This is a genomic window from Rhodococcus sp. AD45-ID, assembly GCF_003023755.1.
GTDB classification, from domain to species: domain Bacteria; phylum Actinomycetota; class Actinomycetes; order Mycobacteriales; family Mycobacteriaceae; genus Rhodococcus_F; species Rhodococcus_F globerula.
This window is the reverse complement of the sequence record NZ_PYHL01000002.1, coordinates 132436-149672: the sequence shown is the minus strand read 5'-3', so window position 1 is coordinate 149672 and position 17237 is coordinate 132436. Positions and strand designations below refer to the sequence as shown.

Below are 17237 nucleotides of genomic sequence, written 5' to 3'. Positions count from 1 at the left end.
TGCACGTAATCGAGTCTTCAACTAGAATGCGGTCGTGACGTCGGAATCCGAATTGCGCAACACCTGGCGCTCGCTGTCGACCAGCTACAACGACATCGCATGCGAACTCGATCGCCAGATGCAGTCTGCGCATGGCCTGAGCATGAGCGACTTCGAGGCTCTCGACCGACTCATGGACACCTCGTGTGAGCGTCCACGGATGCAGGATCTGGCCTCGGAGATGTACCTGAGTCCCAGTGCGCTCTCCCGCAGCGTCGCCCGTCTCGAGAAGGCCGGACTGGTTCAACGAGCGCTGTGCGAGGCCGACCGGCGCGGAGTCTTCATCGACGTCACCGACAAAGGGCGCGAAGTCCACTCGGATGCCAGCAAAATTCAACTGGCCGTGCTGAATTCACACCTGCGCGCGCAATAGCCCTTACTCACTCGACCGTACCGTCGCATGCCCGAACCCCGGGCGATCAACGAACACGGCTAGACTGGCCTGGTACCGACGCGCTTTTCTGACGCCGTCGGCGATCGACAGCAGCGCACCCAGCACGCCCTCAGGCGGTCCTGGTCCAGGCATTCTGCCAGCGTTCCTGCGGCTTCTGCTCTTCCCTCAGGCTCCTGCCTGACATCTCTACCTGCTCCTATCGAGAGATACACAATTGAACAACGTACGCACCCTTGGAGTCATCGGACAGTCGAGCAAACCGGCAGAACGCCGGTTGCCGATCCACCCTGCCCATTTCGATCGGATCGACGCTGAACTTCGCTCGCGCATCTACCTCGAAGAGGGCTACGGCCATGCCTTCGGGTACTCAGACGACACCCTCTCAGGCCTGGTGGCCGGAATCCGCACGCGCAAGGAAATTTTGGCGGAAACCGATGTGGTTCTCCTACCGAAACCGTTGGCGGCCGACCTCGCCGAACTCCGCACCGGCCAGGTGCTCTGGGGCTGGCCGCACTGCGTGCAGGACACCGAACTGACCCAGATCGCGATCGACAAGAAGCTGACTCTCATCGCTTTCGAGGCCATGAACCACTGGCACAGCGACGGATCCTTCAATTTGCATGTCTTCCACAAGAATAACGAGTTGGCGGGCTACAGCTCGGTTCTCCATGCCTTGCAGTTGATCGGTTCCACCGGCGACTACGGGCGACGCCTCACCGCTGCCGTCATCGGTTTCGGTGCCACCGCCCGCGGCGCCGTCACGGCACTCAAGGCGCATGGTATCCATGAAGTCGACGTGCTGACCCAACGCGGCGTCACCGCCGTCAGCTCCCCCATCCACTCGGCTCGGATGGTCTCTTTCGACAACAACAACGGTGATGTTCGCGGCAGTCACGTGATGATCGACAATCACAGCGTGCCGGTTCCCGGTTTCCTCGCCGAGCACGACATCGTCGTCAATTGTGTACTGCAGAACACGGATACACCGCTGACGTTCCTCACCGAGGAAGACCTCGTGAACTTTCAGCCCGGCAGCCTCATCGTCGACGTCTCGTGCGACGAAGGAATGGGATTCAGCTGGGCTCGCCCCACCTCGTTCGCGGAGCCGACCTTCATCGTCGGTGACAACATCACCTACTACGGCGTCGATCACAGCCCGTCGTACCTGTGGAACTCCGCATCGTGGGAGATCAGCGAATCACTTCTCCCCTACCTACCTGCCGTCATGGCGGGCGAGACGGCGTGGAAAGCAGACGAGACCTTGGATCGGGCCATCGAAATCCGTGACGGCGTCATCGTGAATCCGGCCATCACCCGATTCCAGCACCGCTCACCGGACTACCCACACCCGATTCTGGCGTAGTGAACAATCAGCCCTGGCCGGCTGCCGCCGTGATCGGCGCCATGTCGAAGTAGTCGCGCCAGGCGCTGATTCTCCCGTCACGGACTTCGAACACGCCCATCACCGGTAGCGCTACCTCCGCGCCGTTGATGCTGAAGACGTCGATGCGCTCGTTCATGACTACGTCACCGCCTGAGACCTGACGCTTGGTCTGAAAGTCGATGTTGCCGAAGGCACCCACAAACTGCTCGATGAATGTCCGGACGGCCTCGCGCCCGACCACGGGTTCCATCGGAATATTGTGGTAGACGATGTCATCGGTGAAGTAGTCGACGATCTTCGCGATGTCCGCGTCGGCCCATTCCTTGCAGAATTCGGTGACCAAAGTGTCGGGTGTCATTGTGCGTCATCCTTTTTCGGGTGCGGTTCGATAATTGCCATGATGCTTTCGATCTCCCCTGCCGGTATTCCGAAGTACTCGGTGATGAACACCGTGACAGCAGGCGCTTGGCCCGGGGTTCCGAGGTCCATCAGATACCGCGCTACGACGCTTTCGCCCCACTCACGCAGCGCGAGTTCACGTATGGCGACAATTCCGCGGTACTGCTGCCCCTGTTCGAGTTCATTGCTGATGAAAGCGCCGGTGTCACCGGTTCGTTGACCGTTCTCCACGCGCCACGCGTCGGCGGCAAAACGGACCTTGGTTGCGTCGTGAGTGAGCAACGCGTTCACGTACTCCCGCGCCATCGCAACGCGTCCGCTGACGGCAGACTCCGTGGAGTGCTTGGCAATTGCACGCAGAATCGACTCGGCCAGCTCTGGTCGGCAGACCACCAGGTCCGGCAGATACGGATGAGATTCGTTGTACAACAACGGCGAACCGTCGATGCGGCTGCAGTGCAGCCCCGCAGCCTGGGCTACACCGACGGGTGCAGCCGAATCCCATTCCCACTGCCCACCGGCATGCAGGTAGGCGTCGACGTCGCCGCGCACGACGGCCATCGCCTTGGCACCAGCCGAGCCCATGTGCACAACCTCTGCGCCAAGCTCCGCCGCCACCGCATCGGTGAACGCGGGCGGGCGCGAGCCGCTGACAACAATACGAAGTGGCTGGTTGGCCGGTGCATCCGCCACTGCGTCGTTACTCGAGTACACCTGCCCGAGCGCTGGTTGCGACACCGCCGCCGCAGTTATGCCATGTCCGCGTTCCCAGAGCGCGACGTGCACAGCCCAATCGGAGCGAGCGGGCATCCCGTATTCCTTGGATCCGTCGAGAGGGTCGATGATCCACACGCGCGAGGCTTCGAGCCTGGTGCGATCGTCGGCGGATTCTTCGGAAAGGACTGCGTCATCTGGACGGGCCTCGGCCAACTGGTCGAGGATGAAGACGTCGGCCGCTTTGTCCCCGCGCCGGCCCAATTCCCGGCCGTCACCGGCGCCGAGACCCTCCGCTCGAATACCGAGAAGGATCGCTCCGGCGGCTTCTGCCAAGTGCGTCGCCAACTCGGCGTCGGCAGTTCGGCTGTGCGTTGGTTCGCTCACCTGGCCAACACTTCCATAATTCGCTGTGCCAGTTCGGCAGGCGTTCCGTCTTCGGGTCGAATTACCAGTTCGGCGTGTTCAGGGACCTCGTAGGGATCGTCGACGCCGGTGAAGCCCGTAATCTCCCCCGCCCGCGCCTTTGCGTACATGCCTTTGGGATCCCGCGCCTCGCACTGCTCGATCGGAGTATCGACATACACCTCGACAAAACGCAGACCTGCAGCTTTGTGAGCAGCGCGGACGCGGTCCCGATCCTCTCGGTACGGACTGATCAGACAGGCCACGGCGACTGCGCCGGAATCGGCGAACAACTGCGCCACCGATCCCACCCGCCTCACGTTCTCGGCGCGGTCCTGTGCACTGAATCCCAAATCGGCATTGAGTCCATGTCGAAGGTTGTCCCCGTCGAGTCGGTAGGCGGGGGTACCTGCCGCAACCAGCCTGCGTTCGAGTTCCACTGCGATCGTGGATTTCCCGGAAGCCGAGAGGCCGGTAAGCCACACGGTGGCGCCTGCTGTCGCGCGCTCCTCTCGGGAGACTTCGGAGCTGTGCCAGACGACGTGTGAATCCTTGAGCGTCGGGCCGTTGATCATTCCCGCTGCGACGGTATTTCCGGTGATCTCGTCCACGAGGATGAAGCTGCCGGTGACGCGATTACGACGGTAGGGATCGAACATCAGCGGCTGCTGCGTTTTGATGGCGATGCGCCCGATCTCGTTGAGGGACAGCGCCTCCGCGTTCTCGTCGCGGTGCAGTGTATTGACATCGAGGCGGTAGTCGAGGCGCACAATCTGTGCCTTGGTCGAACGAGTGGTGTGCAGCAACGAGTACCGGTTGTTCTCCGACAGTGTGGTTTGGTCGGTGAGCCAACAGATCATTGCGTCGATCTCCTGGCCTACCTGTGGCCGGTTGTTGATCCGACACAGTTGGTCTCCGCGACTGACGTCGAGATGCTCGCTCAGTTCGATGCAGACGGCGGACGGCGCGAAAGCTTCGGTTATCACCGTTCCGCCCGGTCCGTGAACAGCCTTGACCGTCGACGTGAAACCCGAAGGGAGAACTACTACTTCGTCGCCTGGCTTGAAGACTCCACTGGCTACTGTCCCGGCGTATCCACGGAAGTCGTGAAGATCTGCGTCGGTCTGCTGCTGCGGACGGATGACGTACTGCACCGGGAATCGCGCATCGATGAGATTGCGATCCGACGCGATGTGCACCTGCTCGAGATGGTGTAGCAGCGACGGACCGTCGTACCAGGACATGTTCTCGGTACGCGCAACGATGTTGTCCCCCAACAGCGCCGATACGGGGATGAAGGACAGATCGTGGACGTCGAGCTTGATCGCGAACTGCCGGAACTCTTCCTTGATCTCCTCGAACCGGTCCTGCGACCACCCCACCAGGTCCATCTTGTTCACGCACAGCACGAGGTGCGGAATCCCCAAGAGAGTCGACAGAAACGCATGCCGACGTGTTTGCTCGAGCACACCTTTGCGCGCGTCGACCAGGATCAGGGCGAGGTCGGCTGTCGACGCACCGGTGACCATGTTCCGGGTGTACTGCTCATGCCCGGGCGTATCCGCGATGATGAACTTGCGATGCGGAGTGGCAAAATATCGGTGTGCCACATCGATAGTGATGCCCTGCTCGCGCTCGGCGCGCAATCCGTCGGTGAGCAGTGCGAGGTTGGCGTACTCGTCACCGCGTTCACGACTGCTGCGTTCGACCGCTTCGAGTTGATCTTCGAAGATCGATTTGGAGTCGTAGAGCAATCGGCCGATGAGCGTCGACTTACCGTCGTCGACGCTGCCCGCGGTCGCGACTCGGAGGAGTTGCGGCATCAGAAGTACCCCTCTTTCTTTCGATCTTCCATGCCGGCCTCGGAGATTCGGTCGTCCGCCCGGGTTGCTCCGCGTTCGGTGATCCGGCTCGCGGCCACTTCTTCGACGACGGCGGCGGCCGTTTCGGCGGACGACTCCACACACCCTGTACAGGTGGCGTCGCCAACAGTCCGGAAACGCACCAACGCTTCGTACGATTCCTCCCCCGGCTGCAGTTCGAGGAATCGTGTGCGCGCCAACAGCATTCCGTCCCGCGGCACTACCTGCCTTCGGTGGGCGTAGTAGATCTCCGGAAGATTGATCATCTCGCTCTCGATGTACTGCCAGATGTCGAGTTCGGTCCAGTTGGAGAGCGGGAAGATCCGAATATGTTCGCCCTTACGATGTTTGCCGTTGTACAGGTTCCACAGTTCCGGTCGCTGCATCTTGGGATCCCATTGGCCGAATTCGTCCCGGAAACTGAACACTCGTTCTTTTGCTCGCGCCTTCTCTTCGTCCCGGCGAGCCCCACCGAATACGGCGTCGAACTTCCCGTCCCGAATACCGCGGAGCAGTGCGTGAGTTTGCAGACGATTGCGACTCGCCCCGACGCCGGTTTCCTCGCTGACCCGGCCTGCGTCGATGTCGTCCTGCACGCTGGCGATCACCATGCGCAATCCGAACCGGTCCACGGTTCGATCACGAAACTCGATTACTTCGTCGAAGTTGTGCCCGGTGTCGACATGCATGACGGCAAACGGCAACGGCGCCGGCCAGAAGGCCTTGGCCGCGACATGCAGCATCACCACGGAATCCTTGCCACCGGAGAACAGAAGCACCGGCTTTTCGAAAGTCGCGGCAACTTCCCGGAATACGTGGACTGCCTCGGCCTCGAGCGCCCGTAGGTGGGACAGCTCGTAAGCGGGCGGGGTCTGGAGTGCTGGCATCGCTTCAGCTCCTACTCGGTGCCGGTACATTTTTGTACCGGACTGGTTCGAGAATGAACGCATTCACAGAATAGAACTCGTTCTACCTAGCGGTCAATGACTGCGAACCGGAGCCCGCCCACCCACCTCCGCAGTCACGGCATCGGCAGCCGCCACCAACACCGTTGCGCGTCGTTCGATCTCGGAACGCGTAATCGAGCCGCCAACATAGAGCGTCAACACCAACGCCTGATGACCCTCGGCGTCGTAAGTGGGAGCCGCGATCAACGAAACAGGATGCTCGTCGTCCGAGCTGATGTCTCGCCCGAGATAGACCCGCTCCCCCAGACTCGACACCATTTCGCCGAGCAATTCCCGCACCTCGGACGGAAGATCATGTGTCACAACACCTGCCATCAACGTATGCAGGCGTTGACCGATCGGATCGAGACTCTCCACGAGATATCCCGCGTCACGACAGTCGCGCACCACAGTCAACAACCGATCCCGATCGAGGCGCACCGGAAGGCTCGGCTCCCGCGCCAGCCAACTCTCGAGATCATGATCGCTTCCCCACAGCACGTACATCAATCCGACCGGCGGAGCGAACGGATACACCTGACCGACCTTTGCCGCTTTCCGTATACCTTCCGGCCCCGTGACTTCGAGAACGCTGATCCGGTCGCCGACCACCGCCGACGCAGTGCAGGTCGTATCGAATTCAGCGCTCAGTTTCTCCAGCTGAGCCCGGGCAATCGGGCCGACGGCAAATCCACGTTGCGCCGCCCGGCCCGCCGCGATCAGCGCCGGACCCAGCCCGTAGGTCTTCACGGCGTCGTCGCGCGTCAGATATCCACGATCCGCCAACACCGTCAGGATTCCCAGCGCGGTCGGCTTACTGATCTCGAGCGTCCTGGCAAGTTCGGACAACCCGAAACGCTGGTCGGGACGCGCCACCAGGTAGTCGAGCACCTGCACGACGCGTTCAGTGGGTGGAGACTGACGGCCCGCCGAATGCGGCTTCTCGAATTCAGCCATTGACCACTCCCTAGAACGCGTTCTATTGTCAGAATACCAAGATCTACCCCATAGGTACATATTTGTACCACGACGCTCTGGGCCGGCAAGACTGCCGGAACTGTGAGGAGCCAGCGTGCTGACGGACCCGTTTGCCCAGGCCATCGCCGAGGCCGAAAAACTCATCGAGACGGCCCCGCACATCAGATCCGAACAAGACCTGCTCGAGGGCTACCAGTACCTGGCGGGTGGAATTATCGCCACGATGCACGCAGCTTGGGCCGCCGAGAAAACCCACCCCAGTTTCATCCAGGGAACCGGACCCTTCACGAAAATGGGGCTCGACAACCCCGACACCATGTACTTCGGCGCCCGCATCAACGACGATCAGGAATACAAGGTCACGGGAAAGCGCGGCACCACAGCCGATCTCAGCTTCCAGGTCCTGAGCGGCAACTACACCAACTCGAACGTGCCCGGTAGCGAAATTGCGTTCGACGACCGCGAACTCGAGATCGCCGACGACGGCAGTTTTGTCGTATGGTTCGGCCCCGGACCGGCCGATGGCCGCGCCAATTACTACACACTTGCACCGGGATCGTCACAGCTCGTCGCGCGAGAGGTGTACAGCGACTGGAGCCAGGAACGCGGAGTAATCCGGATCGAGCGGACGGATTCGATCGGCACGGCGCCCGCGCCGCTCACCGCCGAGGAAACCGAAAAGCGTTTTGCGCGGGCCGGGAAAGCACTGGTCACGCGGGTCAAGACGTGGCTTCAGTTCCCGGAGTGGTTCTACCTGAAGCTCCCGGTCAACACGATGACCGAACCTCGCCTGACCCCGGGTGGTCTTGCCACACAGTACTCCTCGGTGGGGCACTACGAACTCACCGACGATCAGGCCATGATCATCACCGTTCCGGCCTCGGATGCGCCGTATCAGGGCTTCCAACTCGGCAGCCTGTGGTACATCTCGCTCGACTACATCAATCACCAAACGTCACTCAACAACGGCCAGGCTCAGGTAGACCCGGACGGCAAGATCCGAATGGTGGTGAGCGAGAAGAATCCCGGCGTCACCAACTGGGTCGAAACTGTCGGCCACCCGCGCGGGATCCTGCAGTTCCGCTGGCAGCGGGTCTCGCGTGAACTGACACCCGAGGACGGTCCCACCGTCGAAATCGTTGCCGTTGAGGATATTCCGAAACACCTACCACATTTCGACACCAACGCCATCACTACCGATGAATGGGCAGAGCGAATCGCTCAGCGCCAGGCCGCCATCGACAATCGAATGCTGGGGTAACAGATGACCGAATTACTGAAGGACCGAGTAGTTGTCATTTCCGGAGTCGGCCCGGCACTGGGCCGTGCTCTGGCACTACGCTGCGCCTCGGCGGGTGCGAATCTTGTTCTCGCAGCGCGCACGCAGTCACGATTGGACGACGTTGCCAAGGAGATAGTCGACGCGGGTGGACGCGCTGTCACCGTCGCCACCGACATCACCGATCAGGCGTCCGCCGAAAACCTGGTGGCCGAATCCCTCTCCGCCTACGGCAAAGTCGACACGCTGATCAACAACGCCTTTTCCGTGCCGTCGATGAAGCCGTTGGCGCGCACCGACTATCAGCACATCCGCGACAGCATCGAACTCACCGTTCTCGGCGCACTTCGACTGACCCAACTCTTCACAGCGCCGCTGGCGGAGTCGACGGGCTCGGTAGTGAACATCAACTCGATGGTTCTGCGACACTCTCAAGAGCGGTACGGCAGCTACAAGATGGCAAAGTCGGCACTGCTCGCGATGTCTCAGTCCTTGGCTACCGAACTCGGCCCACAGGGAATCCGCGTCAATTCGATTGCACCCGGATACATCTGGGGTGACACCCTCAAAGGTTACTTCGCCCATCAAGCCGAGAAGTTCGGTATGACCGTCGAGCAGATCTACGAGCACACCGCGGCCAACACCGATTTGAAGCGCCTACCCACCACCGACGAGGTTGCCGACGCGGCAATTTTCCTCGCGTCGCCGATGGCCAGCGCCATCACCGGTCAATGTATCGACGTCAACTGCGGCGAATTCCATCACTAGGAGCATCATGGCTGAGCGCACACACGTCGGAACCGTCGAAGATCTTCATGCATCCGCAACCAAGATGACGGGGCTCACCGATTTCGGCGTCGACGATTACACCGAAGCTCTGTCGGTTCTCCTCGAGTCGTACGACCGCGACGAGGACCTGACTCCGTTCGGCAGCAAAATCTCTCGCGTTTTCCTCCGCGGTGCACTTGTTGCCCGCCTCCTCAGTGAATCTGCGTGGAAGCAGCATCCGGAGCACGCCGAGGTCAAGATCGAACGCCCGATTTTTGTCACCGGGTTGCCCCGCACCGGAACCACCGCGCTGCACCGACTCTTGACGGTCGACCCCGCGCATCAGGGTCTCGAAATGTGGCTGACGGAGTTTCCGCAGCCGCGCCCACCACGCGATACGTGGGCATCGAACCCGGTGTTCGCCAAGATCGAGGAGACGTTCGGCCAACACCACGTCGAACACCCCGAGTTCATGGGTGTGCACTACATGTCCGCCAGCGAAGTCGAAGAATGCTGGCAACTGCTCCGGCAGACCTTCAAGTCCGTCTCGTACGAGTGCCTTGCCAACCTACCCACGTACTCGAATTGGCTGAAGGGCCAGGAATGGTCCAATGCCTATGCGCGCCACAAGAAGAACTTGCAGCTGATCGGACTCCCGGATCAGGAACGCCGATGGGTGCTCAAGAACCCCAGTCACCTGTTTGCACTCGACGAACTGATGGCTGTGTACCCGGACGCCTTGATCGTCCAGACCCACCGCTCCCCCACGACAATCATTCCGTCGGTCTGCAGCCTCGCTGCGCAAGCCACCGAGGGGTGGTCGAACACGTTCACCGACAAGGTGATCGGCGAGAGCCAGCTCGAATTATGGGCCCGAGGGCTCGAACAATTCGACGCGGCACGGGCCCACCACAATCCCGCCCAATTCATCGACGTCGACTACCAGGATTTTGTTGCCGATCCACTCGCCACCGTCGAGAACATCTACACCCACTTCGACCTTCCGTTGACCTCCACCGCACAACAGTCGATGGAGGCAATGCATGACGAAAGTCGTTCCGGTGCACGCAAACCTGCACACAAGTACACCCTGGAGGAGTTCGGCCTGAATGCCGAGCAAGTCGAGGAGCGATTCGGGGCGCGCTGACGCGTCCCGCTCATCGGGAAAAGTCTCGGCGACGGGCCCTCCACTGTGTGATCATCCGCGAGAACCGAACTCGTCGGTTGTAGCCGAAAACCGGAGGGCCCGCTCGCGATGACTCTGCATCTCAACCGATCTGCACTTGTTTCCGGACCGATCGGCGGCGGATCCCACGGGTTCCCCGGTACGTCGACATCGTTGGATATCGCGGCGGCAGGGTACGTCGAACGAGAGTTTTTTGTCAGCGGCGACGCCGTGTCGTACGTCGCCGCAGAAGACTGGGCGTCCGACGGTCAGTGGTCGGTAACGGAAGGACCCACCGCACGGTTTACCACCCGGATCCTGGTACGCACACCTACCGACCCCAGTCGGTTCAACGGAACCGTGGTTGTCGAGTGGCTCAATGTCAGTGGCAACACCGATATCGATGTCGACTTCGGACACATGAACGAGGAGATCACGAGAGGGTATGCGTGGGTGGGTGTTTCCGCGCAGGCTGCCGGAATCACCAGCACCGGAGGCAGCGGCCTCGGAGACGGGGTCGTGGGCCTTCTCACCTGGGATCCCGAGCGATACGGCGCACTTGATCACCCCGGTGACCATTACTCCTACGACATCTTTTCTCAGGTCGGCGCTGCCCTACGTGCGCCCGGCGATGTCGATCCGCTTGGCGGCCTGATTCCGACACAACTGCTCGCAGCCGGGCAGTCACAGTCAGGTTTCCGCATGCTGACCTACGCCAACGCCGTTCATTCTCATGCACGAGTCTTCGACGGCATGATCATTCACGCGCGTGGAGGTATCGGAGCTCCGCTCGGCGACGGCATGATGCTCATGGATCCGGCGCCTGCCCGCGTGCGCACGGATCTAGACGTTCCGGTTTTCCAGTTGATCACCGAGACCGAGCTTTTCGAACTGTGCGGTGGACCAGGACCCACCAGTTTTGTCGCGGCCCGTCAGCCCGACACCGACTTGATCCGAACCTGGGAAATCGCCGGCACAGCGCACTCCGACGCCTATTCTCTGAAAATCCTTCATCCACAATATGTTCGGCAGTTCTCCGACATCAGGGATCTGGCAGCCCTGTTCCCGATCGTCAACGACGGGCCGCAGCGCTACGTCGCCAACGCCGCTTTGCGCGGGCTGCGTCAGTGGGCTGCGGGCGGCGCGGCACCCACATCAGCACCCGTCATCGATACTGCCGACAATGCGGTGCTGCGAGACCGGCACGGCAACGCGACCGGCGGCGTGCGCACTCCTCAACTCGACGTCCCGATTGCCACGTTGACGGGCGAACTGACCCATGTGCCGCATAACGGCGCAACCATCACCTTCGACGCGGCGACACTCACTGAGCTCTACCCAAGCCACGACGTGTACGTCACCGCCTTCTCCGACGCCGCTCGGCGTGCCGTCGACAGCGGTTTCCTGCTCCCCGAGGACGCTGCGATTCTGATCGCCGACGCTCAGGGATCCGACGTCGGCCGCTAGCGGTCACTTCTGCAGGTGCTCTGCGAGCAACCGGTCCAGTTGCTGCGGTGCCTCGTCGGGTATCCAGTGGCTCACGTCGCGAAGAACTTCGAATCGGTACGGGCCGTCCACGTATCGCGTCGTGAGTTCGGCTCCCTTTCTCCCGAGCACGATGTCGCCGTCGCTCCAGATGTGCAGGGTCGGCACGTTGATGCGTCCGGAACCCGCGCTCGGACTGCTGAACGCCAATGCACGGTACCAATTCAGGCCACCGCGTAGACGTCCCGGCATGGCCAGCGCGTCCCGATCACGGCGGGCGCACTCGAGGCTCTGCCCGCTCCTGACCAGGATTGTGTCAGCGGTTCGGCGCAGTATCCATTCCGGAAGGATCGGCAGCTGGAAGGCAAGCATGTACCAGGATCGCAGGGCTTGACTGCTGGTCAGCAATGCTCGGACAAACGCCGCAGGATGCGGAACCGACAACGCCGTCAAGGTGCGGATCAAGTCCGGGCGCTCGGCCGCGACCTGCCAAGCCACTGCGGCTCCCCAGTCGTGGCCGACCAGGTGCACCGGGGCGGCGCCGGCTGCGTCGATCAGGGCAACAGTGTCGGCGGCAAGCTCGCTGCGGCGATACGCACTCCGAGCGCTCGGCCGGGCCTCCGGCGAATATCCACGTTGATCCGGCGCGAGCGTCCGATAGCCCCGGGCATGGAGCAACGGCACCAGCCCATCCCAGGACGTCGAATCCTGCGGAAATCCGTGAAGTAGGACAACTACCGGCCCGTCGAGTGGGCCTTCATCGCGGACGTCAAACGACAATCCAGAGCGTGTGTACCTTCGTAATCTCGGCACCGGGCGCGTCATAACACGACTTTAAGTGCAATTCGTTGCATTTGTGACCCAGTCCACCGTCCACAGAAGCGTGACGTTAGGTATCTTGCTTGCAGCGGTACTGGACCACAGTTCCCACAAACGTAAGGACTTACGACATGCAGTCTGTTGAAGACGTATTGCCCGAAGGCGTCACCCTCGATGACATCACCAAGGTTTTCAAGCTCGGTGCCGCTGCCATCGCCTTCTTCACCGCGGTGTCCGCCTTCAGCTGATCACCACGCTTCACAAAAAACTGGCCGGCCTTCGGGGAGTCCGGCCAGTTTTTGTATGTTGACCCAGATTTCATTCTTCCGAAAGCGGCAAACCGCCCAAAAAGCCGTCAGGCTTGCTAACTTTCTCCTGCACGGCACAACGCCGAGCACTTCAACACTCGGAGGACATTCGTGGGTTCCATCAGCACGCTCAGCACAGTCATCGACGTCCTTGCAGCGATCCAGAAGGCCTTGAAGCTTATTCCGGTGAACAGCTGATCGTTGCAGAACACTCGCCAGATGGTCGGCGAGAAACAAGCGGGGCCGACTTTTGTCGGCCCCGCTTGTCATTTGAGCGGATGGCGGGATTCGAACCCACGTGAACGGCTTTGCAGGCCGGTGCCTAGCCACTCGGCCACACCCGCGTCATGAAGTAACTATGCCCTCGATGCCGCCGCCGAACCACAGTTTTGATCAGCGTGATTCGGGCTACGCCCCTGTGTGCCTTTCCGGTAGCGGGCACTACCAGAAAGGCACACGGGGGCTTAGCCCCCTCTTTGCTGGGTTACTGACCGCCAAAGGAGGGGTACTCGCTTGGGAAATACCGACTGTGCCGTACCAGAACAGGCATGGTTCACTCGGGGCTGGAGTGACGCAAGTTACGCCATGCCCCCGAGACGAAAGGCAGCACCGATGCCCCGAGCACGACTTACGGCCGCGACTGCCCTGGCCGCAGCTGCACTGGCCACATTGACCGGTCTCGTTGCGATCGTCGTTGCACCACCTATCGCCTCGGCCGAGAGCACCAACGGCACCGGCATGGCCTATTCGGACCGGACCTTCCAGCCGTTCACCGCGTCGAACGGTCTTTCGTCGAAATACCACGTGTACGCCGCGGGCATTCCCCAAGACCATGCCGCCGGCTTGGTGCTGCAGTTCCACGGAGACGGGGCGTACGAATTCGCGAACCCCACCTCGTCGTACAGCCTCGGCGGCCCGTCGGGCATCGTGGCACAAGCCCGCTCACGGGGTTACATCACCGTCCCCGTGCGCACCCCGGACTCTGCCGGCGAAATTACGTGGTGGGAAAACGGGAGCGCAAACGCAGACTTTGTCGCAAACCTGCTCGACACTCTCGAAACGGGCTACAACATCGACACCGAGGACATCTGGCTCGTCGGCTACAGCGGGGGCTCCCAGTTCATCACTCAATTCTTCCTACCGAAGTACTCGAGCAAGATCGACGGCGGCGGCACTGTGGTCTTCGGCGGCGGCGGCGTGCCACGCGTCTCGGCGCAGCCCTTTGCCGGCGGCCTGATCGCCGACCTTCCCATGCATTGGTACACCGGGGCCGCCGACAACGGCACTAACGTCAGCGACGGTTACAACGCCGTGCTCGACGCCCAGAAGGGGTCGGCTTGGTATTCGGCACAGGGCTTTACGACGGATCTCGAGTCTCCCGCCGGCCTCGGCCACAACCTCTCCGGCACATTCGGCACGGTTCTCGCGCGTCACCTGGACGATCACGCCCCGAACAATCAGGTTCCCACAACCACCGTCGCCGCTACCCCCGAGCCGACTGCGACCCAGCCGACAACAACCACCCCAGCAACAACAACCAGCCCTCCCCCGATCACCACGACAACGGCGCCGGTCACGACTACAACAACGCCGGTCGCTACGACTACGACAACGCCACCACCGGCGGTGTGGAACTACACGCTGACTCCGACGAGGATCGGCGCAAATCTAGTCGTCACTATTCCTGCCGGAACCAGTCGGACTACGTTCCGGGTCACAGCCACCCAAGGCCCGTTCTACGTGTACAACTACACAACGCGTACCGGTCTGCGGACGCTGAGCATCGTCTCCAGTCTCGCCCCGGATACGACGTACAACTACACCGTGGAAGCCGATGACGAGATCGTCGGGTCGGGGTCCTTCCGAACACTTCCCTGACCGACGGGAACAAATCGGACCGTCCTGTTGCTGACTTGCTTCGTGACTGCCGAGAAGACCGCCACCGCACCACCCGTGGATCCCGCTGCTTCGCCGACAACGGTTGAACGCAAGCCGAGCATCGGAAAGATCCTTGCTCTCGGATCCATGACGGCGCTCGGCCCCTTCACCATCGACATGTATCTACCGGCGTTGCCGGATATCGCCGACGACCTCGGCACCTCGTCGTCGACGGTCCAGCTGACGATCACGGGAACGTTGATCGGACTGGCCCTCGGGCAATTGCTCGTCGGCCCGCTCTCGGACACTCTCGGCCGTAAGAAGCCCCTACTCGCCGGCATCGGCGTGCACATCGTCGCGTCGTTGCTGGCCGTATTTGCGCCCACGATTGCTGTTCTCGGCATTCTGCGGGTATTCCAGGGCATGGGCGCAGCCGCTGCCGCTGTGGTCACGATGGCGATCGTGCGCGATCTGTACAGCGGCAATACCGTAGCCGTCGTCATGAGTCGGCTGATGCTTGTTCTCGGCGTCGCGCCGATTCTGGCCCCCAGCATCGGCGGCGCACTGTTGGTCGCGCTCGATTGGCGCGGGATCTTTGTTGTCCTTGCATTGATCGGTGTCGGCACGGCCATGATCGGCGCTTTCGGGATTCCGGAGACTCTGCCCCGCGAGAAGCGGCGCGCCAGCGGCGTGCGATCAGTTCTCCAGATGTACGGATCGCTTCTCCGTGACCGCACCTTCATGGTCCTGACGCTGGTCTCCAGCGTCGGTATGGCGTCTCTGTTCGCGTACGTTTCCGGTGCCTCGTTTGTCTATCAGGACCAGTACGGCCTCAATCAGCAGGAGTTTGCACTGCTGTTCAGCGCCGGCGCCATTGCACTGATCGGCGCGTCACAGGTCAACGTCCGTCTGCTGGATCGCTGGACGCCGCAGCAGATCACCCGGTCTGCGCTTGTCACTGCAGTTGCCTCTGGAGTCGTGGTCATCGTGGTCGCGGCGCTCGACCTTGGCGGCCTGATCGGATTTGTGATCGCGCTGTGGGTCATGCTCGGCGCGGTGGGATTTGTTCTACCGAACGCCCCGGCACTGGCACTCTCCCGTCACGGAGAAGCAGCCGGAACGGCTGCCGCGATGCTGGGCGCGTTCCAGTTCGGTGTGGGCGCTGCCATCGCCCCGGCTGTCGGACTGCTCGGAAATACCAGTACTGCGCTCGCCGTCACGATGACGGCCTGTGTTTCCGTGGGATTGATCGCTCTGGTGGCGACAAGCCGCACGGCTCAGGTCTAGCCGGCAGCCGCAAACCACTCGCTGTAGAAGGTCGCCAGTCCGATCACGCAGGAAATGGCCACGAAAATCCAGAAGCGAGCGATCACCACCGTCTCGGGCCAACCGAGTAACTCGAAGTGATGATGTATCGGGGCCATCTTGAATACGCGTCGGCCGGACGATCGGAACACAAGCACCTGGATGATCACCGACAGGATCTCGGCCACGAACAGGGCGCCGATGATGACCATCAGTAGTTCGGTGTGTGTGGTGACCGAAAGACCGACAACCAAACCGCCGAGTGCCAATGAACCGGTGTCGCCCATGAAGATCTGAGCCGGCGCCGCGTTCCACCACAGGAACCCGAGGCACGCCCCACCCGCCGCTGCGGCAACTATCGCAAGGTCGAGTGGGTCGCGAACGTCGTAGCACCCGGCAACAGGATCGAGGACGCAGGAGTTCCGGTACTGCCATCCTGCGATGACAACGTAAGTGCCCAGGATCATGCCCATCGACCCGGCTGCGAGGCCGTCGAGACCGTCGGTGAAGTTGACGGCGTTGGACCACGCAAAGACAAGCACGCAGAAGAAGATCAGGAACCCGATGGTTCCCATCGAGAACACCGAGATATCTCGAACGTGGGAGAGATATTGACTGCCGGGCGTTACGCCCTTGCTGTTGGAGAACTGCAGAAACAGCACACCGAAAATGATGGCGCTCGCCAACTGTCCGACGGTCTTCGCCGTCTTGTTCAATCCGAGGTTGCGTTTCTTGCGGATCTTGATGAAGTCGTCGAGGAAGCCGACCACGCCCAACGATGTTGCCAGCGCCAGCACCAACCATCCCGACGCGGACAATCTGGGCAGGCGCGAACCGAAACCGATGGCATGGGCAGCTAGGTACCCGGCCCACATGCCCGCGATAATCGCGATGCCGCCCATGGACGGCGTACCGCGCTTACCCTGATGGCTCTGCGGACCGTCGATGCGGATCTCATGCCCGAGCCCCTGTTTGGACAACACCCGGATGAGGAAGGGCGTCAAGAACAGAGCGACGAACAACGAGACGCCACCCGCGACGAGGATTGAAATCACTCGGAGGACTCTACAGATGTGACGGCCCGCGACACATAATCAGACAAGGCGCT

Annotated in this window: 15 protein-coding genes and 1 tRNA gene; 8 read left to right on the top strand and 8 right to left on the bottom strand. The window is 61.5% G+C overall.

Annotated features, from left to right (window positions below; all coding sequences use genetic code 11):
* Positions 1 to 34 precede the first annotated feature (34 nt).
* Positions 35 to 412: a MarR family winged helix-turn-helix transcriptional regulator gene (locus tag C7T36_RS16860; protein WP_033236085.1), complete on the top strand. Its 378-nt coding sequence runs from the start codon at positions 35 to 37 to the stop codon at positions 410 to 412.
* Between the two features lie 235 nt (positions 413 to 647).
* The gene (locus tag C7T36_RS16855) at positions 648 to 1796 is read left to right on the top strand and encodes a N(5)-(carboxyethyl)ornithine synthase (protein ID WP_033236084.1); all 1149 of its coding nucleotides are present in this window, start codon (positions 648 to 650) and stop codon (positions 1794 to 1796) included.
* Positions 1797 to 1803: 7 nt separating this feature from the next.
* On the opposite strand, the gene C7T36_RS16850 is transcribed toward C7T36_RS16855, so the two are convergent.
* From C7T36_RS16850 to C7T36_RS16830, 5 genes are all read right to left on the bottom strand, one after another.
* The gene (locus C7T36_RS16850) at positions 1804 to 2175 is read right to left on the bottom strand and encodes a limonene-1,2-epoxide hydrolase family protein (RefSeq protein WP_045071338.1); all 372 of its coding nucleotides are present in this window, start codon (positions 2173 to 2175) and stop codon (positions 1804 to 1806) included.
* A complete protein-coding gene (locus C7T36_RS16845) occupies positions 2172 to 3317 on the bottom strand; it encodes a 3'(2'),5'-bisphosphate nucleotidase CysQ (protein WP_045071341.1) in 1146 nt (381 codons plus the stop codon). Before C7T36_RS16845 ends, C7T36_RS16850 begins: the two co-directional genes overlap by 4 nt.
* Positions 3314 to 5158 (bottom strand): adenylyl-sulfate kinase, encoded by a 1845-nt coding sequence (gene cysC, locus C7T36_RS16840; protein ID WP_045071343.1) that lies wholly within the window; start codon positions 5156 to 5158, stop codon positions 3314 to 3316. The genes C7T36_RS16845 and cysC overlap by 4 nt, the downstream gene beginning before the upstream one ends.
* Positions 5158 to 6084: a sulfate adenylyltransferase subunit CysD gene (cysD, locus tag C7T36_RS16835; protein ID WP_033236080.1), complete on the bottom strand. Its 927-nt coding sequence runs from the start codon at positions 6082 to 6084 to the stop codon at positions 5158 to 5160. The genes cysC and cysD overlap by 1 nt, the downstream gene beginning before the upstream one ends.
* Positions 6085 to 6177: 93 nt before the next feature.
* Positions 6178 to 7101, bottom strand: a complete 924-nt coding sequence (locus C7T36_RS16830) for a helix-turn-helix domain-containing protein (protein ID WP_045071346.1) — start codon at positions 7099 to 7101, stop codon at positions 6178 to 6180.
* Between the two features lie 115 nt (positions 7102 to 7216).
* Here C7T36_RS16830 and C7T36_RS16825 point away from each other — a divergent pair, with 115 nt between their 5' ends.
* The 4 genes from C7T36_RS16825 (at position 7217) to C7T36_RS16810 (ending at position 11801) form a co-directional block, all read left to right on the top strand.
* Positions 7217 to 8383: a hypothetical protein gene (locus C7T36_RS16825; RefSeq protein ID WP_033236078.1), complete on the top strand. Its 1167-nt coding sequence runs from the start codon at positions 7217 to 7219 to the stop codon at positions 8381 to 8383.
* A gap of 3 nt (positions 8384 to 8386) precedes the next feature.
* Complete coding sequence (locus C7T36_RS16820; protein WP_033236077.1) at positions 8387 to 9169, top strand: SDR family oxidoreductase; 783 nt, start codon at positions 8387 to 8389, stop codon at positions 9167 to 9169.
* Positions 9170 to 9176: 7 nt separating this feature from the next.
* Complete coding sequence (locus C7T36_RS16815) at positions 9177 to 10316, top strand: sulfotransferase (protein ID WP_045071349.1); 1140 nt, start codon at positions 9177 to 9179, stop codon at positions 10314 to 10316.
* 108 nt (positions 10317 to 10424) lie between these two features.
* Positions 10425 to 11801, top strand: a complete 1377-nt coding sequence (locus tag C7T36_RS16810) for an alpha/beta hydrolase domain-containing protein (RefSeq protein WP_052683657.1) — start codon at positions 10425 to 10427, stop codon at positions 11799 to 11801.
* Between the two features lie 3 nt (positions 11802 to 11804).
* Here the strand turns inward: C7T36_RS16810 and C7T36_RS16805 are convergent, their stop codons facing one another.
* Both C7T36_RS16805 and C7T36_RS16800 read right to left on the bottom strand, forming a co-directional pair.
* A complete protein-coding gene (locus C7T36_RS16805) occupies positions 11805 to 12644 on the bottom strand; it encodes an alpha/beta fold hydrolase (RefSeq protein ID WP_045071351.1) in 840 nt (279 codons plus the stop codon).
* Positions 12645 to 13219: 575 nt separating this feature from the next.
* Positions 13220 to 13290, bottom strand: a tRNA-Cys gene (locus C7T36_RS16800).
* Between the two features lie 268 nt (positions 13291 to 13558).
* Here C7T36_RS16800 and C7T36_RS29855 point away from each other — a divergent pair.
* On the top strand, positions 13559 to 14824 hold the full coding sequence (locus C7T36_RS29855) for a hypothetical protein (RefSeq protein WP_045071352.1): 1266 nt from the start codon (positions 13559 to 13561) through the stop codon (positions 14822 to 14824).
* A gap of 75 nt (positions 14825 to 14899) precedes the next feature.
* On the top strand, positions 14900 to 16111 hold the full coding sequence (locus tag C7T36_RS16780; RefSeq protein WP_045071500.1) for a multidrug effflux MFS transporter: 1212 nt from the start codon (positions 14900 to 14902) through the stop codon (positions 16109 to 16111).
* Here the strand turns inward: C7T36_RS16780 and mraY are convergent.
* Entirely contained in the window at positions 16108 to 17184 is a 1077-nt protein-coding gene (mraY, locus tag C7T36_RS16775; protein ID WP_033236072.1) for a phospho-N-acetylmuramoyl-pentapeptide-transferase, read from the bottom strand. The genes C7T36_RS16780 and mraY overlap by 4 nt on opposite strands.
* Positions 17185 to 17237: the final 53 nt, after the last annotated feature.